Genomic DNA, 10624 nt, shown 5'->3' with positions numbered 1-10624 from the left:
GGCCGCGGCCGAGGAGGCCGACGACCGCTGGTCGACCGGCTGGGCGCTGCACGTGCTGATCATCGTGACGATGATGCGCGGCGACGTCACCGCGGCCCTGCCGCTGTTCGACCGCGCGCTGGCCGTGACCGGCGCCGATCCCGCGCTGACCGACCTGCGGCTGCTGCTGCAGATCAACCGTGTCGTCGCCCTCGGCGACCTGGACCGCTACGACGAGGCCCTCGCCGCCGCCGACCAGGTCCGCCGCCTCGCCGACGACACCGGCAGCCTGGTGCGGCTCGCCCAGGCGCAGAGCGCGCTCAGCGAGCTGCTCTTCGACGTCGGCCGCTGGGGCGACGCGCTCGCCGAGGTCGACGCCGTCGCCGAGGAGGTCAAGGATCCGGGTGTCGCCTGCTGCGACCACGGCATCGCCGCCGTCATCGCCCTGCACCGGGGCGACCCGGACGCCGCCCGCGACCACCTCCGCGCCGCGGAACCCAACGCCGCGCGCATCGGCAACCGGGTCGTCGGCTCACTCGCGCTGGCCCGCGCGCTGGACGCCCAACACCGCGGCGCCCCGGAGGAAGCGCTCGCAGGGCTCCTCGCCTGCCTGGGCGAGGGCGCCGAAGAGCTCGAGGAGATGGAGGAACTGCTTCCTGAAGCCGTCCATCTCGCCGTGCGGGCGGGCGATCTCGGCGCCGCGGGCTACGTCACCGGTCTCGCGGAGAAGCTCGCCGAGCACAGCGACATCCCGCACCGGGTGGGCGGCGCCCTGCTCTGCCGTGGCCTGCTCGCCCACGACCCGGCCACCCTGCTGCTCGCCGCCGAACACTTCGCGGAAGCAGGGCGGCCGCTTCCGCGCGCGCACGCGATGCACGCCGCCGCGGTCGAGTTCGCCGAACGCGGCGATGTCGGCTCCGCGCGAGCGGCCTTCACCCGCGCGGATGACCTCTACGAGACCCTCGGCGCGCGCTGGGACGCCGGGCGGCTGCGCTCCGAGCTGCACGCCCACGGCATCCGCCGGGGTCCGCGGGTCAAGCACCGCCAGGCCACGACCGGCTGGGAGAGCCTCACCCCCACCGAGTCGCGCATCGCCGCGTTGGTCGCCGAAGGACTCAGCAACCCGAGCATCGCCGCCCGCCTCGTGCTCTCGAAGCGGACGGTCGGCACCCACGTGTCCCACATCCTCGCCAAGCTGGGCGTGGCCTCGCGGATCGACATCGCCCGCGAGGCCGCGGGCCGCTACCGCGAGTCCGGCTGAGCGGGAAGGCTCGGCCGGTGCCCGAAGCGGTGCCGGTTCCACAGGGGAACCGCGAACCACCAGGTCAAGAACCAGGCCAGGATGCCACCGGAGATCCACACCGCCGAGCGGGTGCCGAGCACCACGTCGAGGATCAGCAGCATCGACGAGCCGAGCGCCAGCATCAGGAACCCCAGGCCGGCCAGGGTGAACCAGCCCGTGGCCCGGACCAGCTTGCGCTTGAGCCTGCGCTGGAAGACCAGCCGGTGAAACGGGGCGGGTGCGATCAGCAGTGCGGTCGCCGCCGCCCCCATGATCAGACTGGCCACATAGGTCCCACGCTGGAACTCGGTGATGTCGGCGAACCGCGGCGTGAACGCCAGTGCGAGCAGGAACGCCAGCAGGAACTGCACACCGGTCTGCGCGACCCGGACCTCCTGGAGCAGCTCACCGTAGTTGCGGTCCAGCCGCTGCGTCGGCGTCTCGCCCCGCGCCCGCAGGTTCCACTCGTCGTGGGTGTCGGCGGTGTCCGGCGGGGTGGGCAGCGGGTGCAGGGTCATGGCGGGCTCCAACGTCGAAGGAACGACTGCCCCTCAACGGTCTCCCGGCCATGATCACGAGACATCGGTCGGCTGACCTAGCCGCGAAGCTTTAGGATCAGTGGGTTCACAGCCCCAATGACCGTGCGGGAGACATGGCCGACTACGCACTCCTCATCCTGCCCTCGACGAACCGTGTGTACGCGGATTCGTCGGTCGCGCTCACCGTGGCCGAACTCGAGGTGTTCAACCAGTCCGTCGTGGACGGTCGCATCGGCGACATCGCCCGCACCGAACTCGCCGGCGTCCCCTACGTCACCTTCAGCGCCGACACCCTCGACGAGTCGGACATCGCCTACCTGGCGAACCTGTCGTCGATGTACGCGCTGTTCCGGCTCGACGGCAAGCTGCTCGAACCGGTCCACCTCCACCGCCTCGACGCGTTCGACAGCGACCTGATCACCATCTTGAAGTACCAGGGCAAGACGAACGAGCTGTTCACCAAGCTGCTGCTCAACGTCACGCTCATGGCGTCGGCGCGGGCCCGCGACATGCTCGACCACCGGCTGACCGTGCTCGACCCCATGTGCGGGCGCGGCACCACGCTCAACCAGGCGATCATGTACGGCTACGACGCGGCGGGGATCGACCTCGACCAGAAGGACTTCGAGGCCTACGCGGCGTTCCTGCAGACCTGGCTCAAGCGCAAGCGGATCAAGCACCACGCCGAAGTCGTCAAGGTCCGCCGGGACAAGCAGCACCTCGGCCGCAAGCTGCAGGCGTCCATCGGCCTGAGCAGGGAAAGCTACAAGGCGGGCGACGCGCTGTCGCTGACCTTTGTCAACGCCGACACCACGAAGGTCCGCGAGTTCCACCGCCCCGAGAGCGTCGACCTGATCGTCACCGACGCCCCTTACGGCGTCCAACACGGCAGCCGCGCGGGCCAGACCTTGCAGCGAACCCCACTGGAACTGCTCCGCGAGGCCACCCCCGCCTGGGCCAAGGTCCTTCGGCCAGGCGGGACGATCGGGATCGCCGTGAACACCAATGTCGCACCCAGGGCCGACACGCTGGACATCCTCGCCCACGCCGGCCTCGACCCCGTCGACGACGGCCCGTACCGCTCGTTCGAACACCGAGTCGACCAGGCAATCGTCCGCGACATCGTCATCGCCCGGAAACCATGACCGCCCTCGTGGTCGGCGTCGACCACCGGGACCTGAGCTTCACGGTCCTGGCGGTCGCCGCCGACCTCGCCACCACACTGGGCGCCGACCTCCACGTCGTCCACGCGATCGACCTGCGCGACTACCCGGTGGACCCGGACTCGGCGGACTGGGAACAACACGCCGAAGCCGCACTGAGCGAATTGCGTTCCGCTGTGGAGGCAGCCCTCGCAGGCCACGGCGGACAGTGGACCTACACGGTCCAGGTCGGCGAACCAGTCCCCATGCTCAAACTGGCGGCGGACGAACACGACGCAATGATGATCGTGGTAGGACACCACAAGCACTGGACTCCGGTCAGAGTCACCCGTGGTTCGGTGGGCGCAGGCCTAAGCCGCACCGCCCACCGCCCAATCCTGATCGTCCCCGAGCCCATTTAGCTAGCGGAAACCACGCAACCGCAAGCTGTTCGTCACCACGAACACAGAACTGGCAGCCATCGCGGCCCCAGCCAACATCGGATTCAACAACCCAGCCGCCGCCAACGGCAACGCCGCAACGTTATAAGCGAACGCCCAAAACAGATTCCCCTTGATCGTCCGCAAGGTTCGCCGAGACAACCGAATCGCGTCCGCGGCCGCCCGCAGATCCCCCCGCACCAGCGTCAGATCCCCAGCCTCGATCGCGACATCCGTCCCAGTCCCCATCGCGAGTCCAAGGTCCGCGGTCGCCAACGCAGCCGCGTCATTGACCCCATCCCCCACCATCGCCACGACCTTGCCGGAGCGCTGCAGCCGGGCGATGACCTCGACCTTCTGCTCCGGCAACACCTCGGCGATCACCTCGGTGATCCCCACCTCCGCGGCCACCGACCGCGCGACGGCCTCGTTGTCCCCAGTCAGCAGCACCGGCGACAACCCCAACGCGCGCAACAACTTCACCGCTTCGGCGGACATCGGCTTCACCGTGTCGGCGACGACCAGCACCGCCCGCGCCCGGCCTTCCCAGGCCACAACGACGGCCGTCTGCCCGCGTTCCTCAGCCTCAGCCTTCGCGGTCACCAACTCGGCGGGCAGACGGTCGACCAGCATGGTCCGGCCGACGGTCACCACCTGACCCGACACCGTGCCGCGCACGCCCCGGCCCTCGATGGCGGTGAAGTCCGCGACCGGCGGCAGCGGACCGACCTTGTCCCGCGCGGCCTTCACGATCGCCCGCGCGATCGGGTGCTCCGATCCGTCCTCCACCGCCCCCGCGTACCGCAGCGACGTTTCGACGTCCTCGCCGTCGGCGAGCTGAACGTCCACAAGGGACATGTGCCCGGTCGTCACCGTGCCGGTCTTGTCGAGCACCACGGTGTCCACCCGCCGGGTCGACTCCAGGACTTCCGGCCCCTTGATCAGGATGCCCAGTTGCGCGCCGCGGCCGGTGCCGACGAGCAGCGCCGTCGGCGTGGCGAGTCCCAGGGCGCACGGGCAGGCGATGATGAGGACGGCGACCGCCGCGGTGAAGGCCGCGGACGTGGACGCTCCGGCTCCGAGCCAGAACATCAGCGTCCCCACTGCCAGCGCGATCACGACCGGCACGAACACCGCGGAGACCCGGTCGGCCAGCCGCTGCACTTCGGCCTTGCCGGTCTGCGCCTGCTCCACCATCCGCGCCATCCGGGCCAGTTGCGTCTGCTCACCGACGTTCTTGGCCACGACGACCAGCCTGCCGCCGACGTTGACCGTGCCGCCGACTACCTCGACGCCCGAACCGACCTCCACGGGCACGGACTCGCCGGTCATCATGCTCGCGTCGATCGCCGACGTGCCTTCAGCGACCACGCCGTCGGTCGCGACCTTCTCCCCCGGCCGCACGACGAACCGGTCGCCGACGGCGAGCCTGCCGACCGGCACCCGCGTCTCGACGCCATCGCGCAGCACGGCGACGTCCTTGGCCCCCAGGTCGAGCAGCGCCCGCAGCGCGGCACCGGCCCGCCGCTTGGCGCGGGACTCGAAGTATCGACCCGCCAGGATGAACGTCGTGACGCCTGCCGCGACCTCCAGGTAGATCGCCTCACCCGCGCCGCGGGCGATGGTCAGCTCGAACGGGTGCGTCATTCCGGGCACGCCTGCCGAGCCGAACAGCAGTGCGTAGAGCGACCACAGGTAGGCGGCCAGCGTGCCGATCGACACGAGCGTGTCCATGGTCGCGGCACCGTGGCGCAGGTTCATCCATGCGGCGCGGTGGAACGGCCACGCGCCCCACACGACCACCGGGGAGGCGAGCGCCAGCGACACCCACTGCCAGTAGGTGAACTGCAGGGCGGGCGCCATGGCCATCGCGACCACCGGGACCGAGAGCACGGCCGAGCCGAGCAGCCGGTCCCGCAGGGTGTCGCGCTCCTCGACCTCGGGCGCCTCCTTGGTGGGCAGCGTCGCGGTGTACCCGGCGGCCTCGACCTGGGCGACGAGCGTGCTGGGGTCGATCCCCTCGGCGTAGGTGACGTTCGCCTTCTCGGTCGCGTAGTTGACCGTGGCGGTCACACCGTCAAGCTTGTTGAGCTTGCGCTCGATCCGATTCGCGCACGACGCGCAGGTCATGCCGCCGATCGAGAGTTCGATCTCGGCGGTCCGGGTCAGGTTCGTGGTCACGTCAAGCCTCTCAGCCGTGCGTGTGACCGTCAGCGCCGTGCTCCGGCGACGTGGTCAGCGTGAACTCGGCGGTGCGCACGACATCACCGTGCTTGAAGTCCAAGAACACCCGGTAGGTGCCATCGGACGGGACTTCCGCGACGAACGGCACTTCGGGGCCGGGTGCGCCCGCTTCGGCGTGCACGTGCAGGTAGGCGAGGTCGCCGCCGCGCAGCGCCACCAGGTGCCCGTAGGCCCCGAGGTAGCGCTGCAGGTCGGAGACGGGCTTGCCGTCTTTGGTGACGGTGGCGGTCAGGTTCGAGGCGTGCCCGGCGATCAGGTCGCCTTGGACGCGCACCTCGTAGCCGTCAACCCTGGCCGGCCAGGACTCCGCGGGCGCGACCGGCTGGAACTCACCGGGCACCATCATGTCGACGCCCAGGGTCAGCGGGGGTCCGCCGCGCGGGGCGAAGTCGGCGAAGACGCGGTAGCTGCCGGCCTGGGTCAACGCGAGCGGGACCGACCAGGTGCCGTCGGCGGCGCGTTCGGGGTGGACGTGCTGGTAGCCGGCGGTGTCGCGGCGCACGACGATGAGGTGGAGTTCCTTCTCGTGCGCGACCTCGAAGTCGGTGACCGGCTTGCCGCCGAGCGCGGTGATGCGGAAGGAGAACAGCTGCGCGGGGCCCGCGGCAAGCGTTGTCGTCGTGGGGACCAGGGCGTAGCCGCCGCTCCAGGCGGACAAGCCGACCGGCGCCGACGCGACAGCGGGTTCACCGGCGGCGTGGCCGTCCGAGTCGCCATGCTGCTCTTGCCGCGGCACGTCCACCGGCCCGACCGCGGCGCCCAGCGCGTAAGCCGCGCCGCCGACCAGGACCAACGCGGCGGCGAAGGCGGTGAGCGTGCGGGCGGTCTTCACACGAGCCCCTACGACCGGACGAGCCGGGCGATCGCGGCACTGGCCTCGCGGACCTTGTCGTCGGCGATCTCCCCGCCCTCGGCGACCGCCTCGGCGACGCAGTGGTGCAGATGCTGGTCGACCAGCCCGAGCGAGACCGCTTGCAGCGCCTTCGTGGCGGCCGACACCTGGGTGAGGATGTCGATGCAGTATTTGTCTTCCTCGACCATCCGCTGCAGGCCGCGGATCTGCCCTTCGATCCGCCGCAGTCGCTTCAGGTAGTCGTCTTTGTCGCCGCTGTAGCCGTGCATCGGTGTCTCCTTCGTGGACACCGACGACTATACCCTACCGGGGTACCCCGCCTAGGATCGGACCAGCCTGGCGATGGCGTCGGACGCCTCCTTGACCTTCACCGCGGCCTCGCCGCCACCGGCGGCCGCGGCCGCCACCACGCAGGTCGCGAGGTGCTCGTCGAGCAGTTCGAGGGAGAACGCCTGTAATGCCTTGGTCGCCGCGGACACCTGGGTGAGGATGTCGATGCAGTACTTGTCTTCCTCGACCATCCGCTGCAGGCCGCGGATCTGCCCCTCAACCCGGCGCAGGCGCTTCAGATAGGCCTCGCGGTTGCTGCTGTCGACGGCCACGTGCACTCCCCGCTTGTCCTTGGTGAAGAGTCAGAATACCGGTCAGGGGTACCCGCCGACGATCCCCCGCGCGTGCGAACAAGGTCGATTGCCGCCAGGCTTGGCCGCATGTGGGAAGCCATGTGGTGGGGACTGGTCGGCGGCCTCGCGCTGGTACTCGGGGCGGTCGTCGGCCTGGTCGCCAATCCCCGGCCGAAAGTCATCGCACTGGTGATGGCCTTCGGCTCCGGCGTGCTGATCAGCGCACTCGCCTTCGAACTGGCGGCGGCGGCGTTCCGCGGCGGCGGCGCGCTCGCCCTCGGCGCGGGGCTGGCCGCGGGCTCGGCGGCGTTCTACGTCGGTGACCTGGTCATAGACCGACGCGGCGGTGAACACCGCAAGCGGTCGGACGGCCGCCAGCGCTCCGGTGCCGCCCTCGCGATCGTGCTGGGCTCGCTGCTCGACGGCATCCCCGAGTCCGCCGCGATCGGCGTGTCGCTCCTCGGCGGGGGCGGGGTCGGCGCCGCTGTGGTGGCCGCGGTGTTCCTGTCCAATGTCCCCGAGTCGATGGCCGCCGCGTCGGGGCTACGCAAGGCGGGGCACTCGACGCGGTGGATCCTCGGCTTGTGGGCGAGCGTGGCCGCCGTGTCCGCGCTGGCGGCCGGACTCGGCTACGCCACCCTCGGCTCCGCATCCCCCGCGACGGTGGCGGTCGTCCAGGCGTTCGCCGCGGGCGCCATCCTGACCATGCTGGCCGACACGATGATGCCGGAGGCGTTCGAGAACGGGGGCAACGCGACCGGCGTGGTGGCGACTTTCGGCTTCACCACGGCATTTCTCGTCAGCCACTTGGCGTGACTGATCCACTACGATGAGCCTTCGGTGAAGCTCGGGAGGCACCATGGCTCGTTTCGCGATGCGGCTGCGACCTGACCAGGACCCCGCCGCCATCACGGCCCAGCTCGTCGCCGAACTCGGCGCCCAGGTCCACCCCCTCTCAGCGGACGACCCGGACATCCTGATCATCGACCTGCCCGACCGCACGTTCCCCACCGACGCAGCCGCCTTCAGCGACTCCTACGCCTTGGCCGACGACTACGGGGCCGCAGCGGTCGAACCGGACCTGCCGACAGCTCTGTTTCCCGAACACGACCCGGTGCGCGGCGTCGACTTCCCGCCTGGCTGCTGGTCCCCGGAGCACCCCGGCCTGGCCCCGGAGTGGGCGCTGTGGACGATCCGGGTGCCGCAGGCCTGGGAGTACTCCCGACAGCAGGGCAAGCCTGGGCGCGGCGAGGGAATCGTCGTCGGCCAACCTGACACCGGCGTGATCCGCCACCGCGAGATGGACGGCGTCCTGTCCGTCCCGGGCTACGACTTCGTCGACACCGACAACGACCCCACCGACCCGCTGGGGGACGGAAATCCGGGTCACGGCACCGCCACGGCCAGCGTCATCGTGTCCCCGAACACCCATGTGGTCACGGGGGCGGCGCCAAGGGTGCGGCACATGGCGATCCGGGCGATCGAGAGCGTCGTGCGGGTGTCACAGGTGTCGGTCGCGAAAGCTGTCGTGTGGGCGACGGACCATGGGGCCCACGTGATCACGATGAGCCTGGGCGGTCTGCCGTCGTTCGCCCTCGACCGGGCGATCAACCGGGCGGTGGCGAACAACGTCATCGTCATGGCGGCGGCCGGAAACTGCGTCGGCACCGTCGTCTGGCCCGCCCGCTACGACAATTGTGTGGCGGTCGCGGGCACCACCCCGGACGACACACCATGGCGCGGCACCTGCAAGGGCAGGGCGGTCGACATCTCCGCCCCGGCGGAGAACGTCTACCGCGCCCGAATCCCCCAATTCCCCGGCGACGGGGATTCGGGGCAAGGACAGGGAACCAGCCTCGCCGTGGCCCTTACCGCGGCCGTCGCGGCCCTGTGGCTGGCCCACCACGGCCGGGACCGGGTGATAGTGGCCGCGAGGGGTCGCGGGGAGACCGTGCAAGGCCTGTTCCAACGGCTGATCCGGGACACCGCCCGCCGCCCACAAGCCTGGAACACCAACGACATGGGGGCGGGCATCATCGACGCCCACGCCCTCCTCAGCAGGTCGCTCGACGCTCGAACCGCGGCGCCGGTGGCCGCGGGACTCGGCTCGGTCCAGGACCTGATCACCGACCTACTCGGCGACGTCACCCTGACTCTCGACTGGGAGCGGTACGGGCCTGAGGTGGCGTCCCTGATCCTGCACACCCTGCTCGGCGACCGCACGAACCCTTCACCGGAGTTGCGGGAAGCCATAACCAACGAACACCTACGCCGATTCCTCCGCCTTTAGCGCTCTTCCCAGCCCTCGCGGCGCTTTCCCACCCGCGCTTTCCCCTGCACCTGCCCGCCCCAGTGCGGGCGATCAGCCTGTGCGGCGGCCCCTTGGCCGCCGCACAAGGAGCTGTGACGCAAGGGCGAGCGGGATCGCACGTCCACGACCCAAGCCACACACCCTTCCCTGGGCCCAAGCCGCCGCGCACTCCCCCTCAGCCAAGCCGCGCACCTTTCCCTCAGCCCCAACCTCTTTGCGTCCTTCCAATCGCCCACCTAACTGGCCTTTCCCACAATCCAGCACCGCTCCGCACCCGCAATCCTCTCCACTCCAAAGCCTTGACCTTACCGGATATCTTGATAGTCAATAACGGATATTGCGTTCCGAGAATGTGTCACTACAGGAGACGGGTCCACTTCGGACTTGAAGGTCCTAGGACTATTGGCCTAGTCCACATCAGACCGAAGTCCGATGTGCCGCCCCCAAGCCGTCCCGTAACGTCTTCCCCACAGCACTTTCCGAGGGGAGCCAAGTGAAGCGGATCCGCGCCCTGCACCATCTGAGGACCGTGGCCGAGACGTGCGCCGACATAGCCACCCGGCCGGAGTCGATCTTCCCGCTCCGGGTGCGTGAGTTATGGGCGGCCGGTGAGATCCTGGAGCCGGTCGATGAGCTCGACGCCGTGACGATCGCGCTGGTGGTCGACCTTCCGGTCGAGGACGTCGCGTGGCTCACCGAGCCCTCCGGGTCGCAGCACTGGGCCAACGCCGCGAAGCTGCAGACCGCCCCGGTCACCGTTCGCTGGCGTTCGGCGCGGGCTCCCGTGTGGAACCACGTGCTTCGGCGGCCCGCGCTCATCTGGGATCTCGACAACGGGATCGCGGAGTCGACCCTCGACGCGATCGCGAGTGGGGACACCGCCGATGTCCGCCTCGACGAGCCGTCCGCCGCCACCATGGCCGTGCGGCTGGGGGACGACCTTGCCGTGAGCCTGCGCGCCCTGGGCTCGCGGACCGCCCACTACGCCGATCGGCGCTGGAAGGCCGGCAAGCTCGAACCAGTCGCCGACGCCCTCTGGCACGCGAGTGAGGGATATCTCGATCTCCTCAAAGCGATCGACTGCCCCTAGTACGGCAGCAGCCATTCGCTAGCTGACCTGGGTGTTCTCGATGTTGCGGGCGAGTCTGGTGCGTTTGTGGAACCAGCGTGAGCGTGCTTGGTGTCGGCGTCGCCAGTTCACCCAATGGGTT

Annotated in this window: 11 protein-coding genes; 6 read left to right on the top strand and 5 right to left on the bottom strand. The window is 69.9% G+C overall.

All coding sequences use genetic code 11. From position 1 onward, the window contains the following. Positions 1 to 1240 (top strand): helix-turn-helix transcriptional regulator (locus ACRDSQ_RS21130; RefSeq protein WP_431423454.1); only part of this gene is annotated, 1240 nt, incomplete at its 5' end. Here the strand turns inward: ACRDSQ_RS21130 and ACRDSQ_RS21125 are convergent. Then, complete coding sequence (locus ACRDSQ_RS21125; protein WP_431423453.1) at positions 1222 to 1779, bottom strand: DUF6328 family protein; 558 nt, start codon at positions 1777 to 1779, stop codon at positions 1222 to 1224. The genes ACRDSQ_RS21130 and ACRDSQ_RS21125 overlap by 19 nt on opposite strands. 134 nt (positions 1780 to 1913) lie before the next feature. On the opposite strand from ACRDSQ_RS21125, the gene ACRDSQ_RS21120 reads away from it, so the two are divergent. Both ACRDSQ_RS21120 and ACRDSQ_RS21115 read left to right on the top strand, forming a co-directional pair. Continuing rightward, the gene (locus tag ACRDSQ_RS21120) at positions 1914 to 2945 is read left to right on the top strand and encodes a TRM11 family SAM-dependent methyltransferase (protein WP_431423451.1); all 1032 of its coding nucleotides are present in this window, start codon (positions 1914 to 1916) and stop codon (positions 2943 to 2945) included. Further along, a complete protein-coding gene (locus tag ACRDSQ_RS21115) occupies positions 2942 to 3364 on the top strand; it encodes a universal stress protein (RefSeq protein WP_431423450.1) in 423 nt (140 codons plus the stop codon). The genes ACRDSQ_RS21120 and ACRDSQ_RS21115 overlap by 4 nt, the downstream gene beginning before the upstream one ends. Here ACRDSQ_RS21115 and ACRDSQ_RS21110 read toward each other — a convergent pair whose 3' ends face one another. Genes ACRDSQ_RS21110 through ACRDSQ_RS21095 form a run of 4 tightly spaced genes read right to left on the bottom strand, consistent with a single transcriptional unit; the run spans position 3365 to position 7081 of the window. Next, positions 3365 to 5563, bottom strand: coding sequence for a heavy metal translocating P-type ATPase (locus ACRDSQ_RS21110; RefSeq protein WP_431423449.1), 2199 nt, complete (start codon positions 5561 to 5563; stop codon positions 3365 to 3367). 10 nt (positions 5564 to 5573) lie between these two features. After that, the gene (locus tag ACRDSQ_RS21105; RefSeq protein ID WP_431423448.1) at positions 5574 to 6458 is read right to left on the bottom strand and encodes a hypothetical protein; all 885 of its coding nucleotides are present in this window, start codon (positions 6456 to 6458) and stop codon (positions 5574 to 5576) included. An 8-nt stretch (positions 6459 to 6466) separates the two neighbouring features. Then, positions 6467 to 6748 (bottom strand): metal-sensitive transcriptional regulator, encoded by a 282-nt coding sequence (locus ACRDSQ_RS21100; RefSeq protein ID WP_431423447.1) that lies wholly within the window; start codon positions 6746 to 6748, stop codon positions 6467 to 6469. A 51-nt stretch (positions 6749 to 6799) separates the two neighbouring features. After that, a complete protein-coding gene (locus ACRDSQ_RS21095; protein ID WP_431423446.1) occupies positions 6800 to 7081 on the bottom strand; it encodes a metal-sensitive transcriptional regulator in 282 nt (93 codons plus the stop codon). 108 nt (positions 7082 to 7189) lie between these two features. Between ACRDSQ_RS21095 and ACRDSQ_RS21090 the strand changes: the two genes are divergently transcribed. The 3 genes from ACRDSQ_RS21090 to ACRDSQ_RS21080 all read left to right on the top strand — a co-directional run bounded on the left by ACRDSQ_RS21090 (position 7190) and on the right by ACRDSQ_RS21080 (position 10503). Next, the gene (locus tag ACRDSQ_RS21090; protein WP_431423445.1) at positions 7190 to 7918 is read left to right on the top strand and encodes a ZIP family metal transporter; all 729 of its coding nucleotides are present in this window, start codon (positions 7190 to 7192) and stop codon (positions 7916 to 7918) included. A gap of 43 nt (positions 7919 to 7961) precedes the next feature. Beyond that, positions 7962 to 9392, top strand: coding sequence for a S8 family serine peptidase (locus ACRDSQ_RS21085; protein ID WP_431423443.1), 1431 nt, complete (start codon positions 7962 to 7964; stop codon positions 9390 to 9392). Positions 9393 to 9906: 514 nt separating this feature from the next. Beyond that, on the top strand, positions 9907 to 10503 hold the full coding sequence (locus tag ACRDSQ_RS21080) for a DUF7711 family protein (RefSeq protein ID WP_431423442.1): 597 nt from the start codon (positions 9907 to 9909) through the stop codon (positions 10501 to 10503). Positions 10504 to 10624: the final 121 nt, after the last annotated feature.

This window comes from Actinokineospora sp. (assembly GCF_050699995.1).
In the GTDB taxonomy this organism is placed as follows: domain Bacteria; phylum Actinomycetota; class Actinomycetes; order Mycobacteriales; family Pseudonocardiaceae; genus Actinokineospora.
Note: the sequence above shows the minus strand (reverse complement) of the source record. Positions and strands in the feature narration are given on the sequence as shown.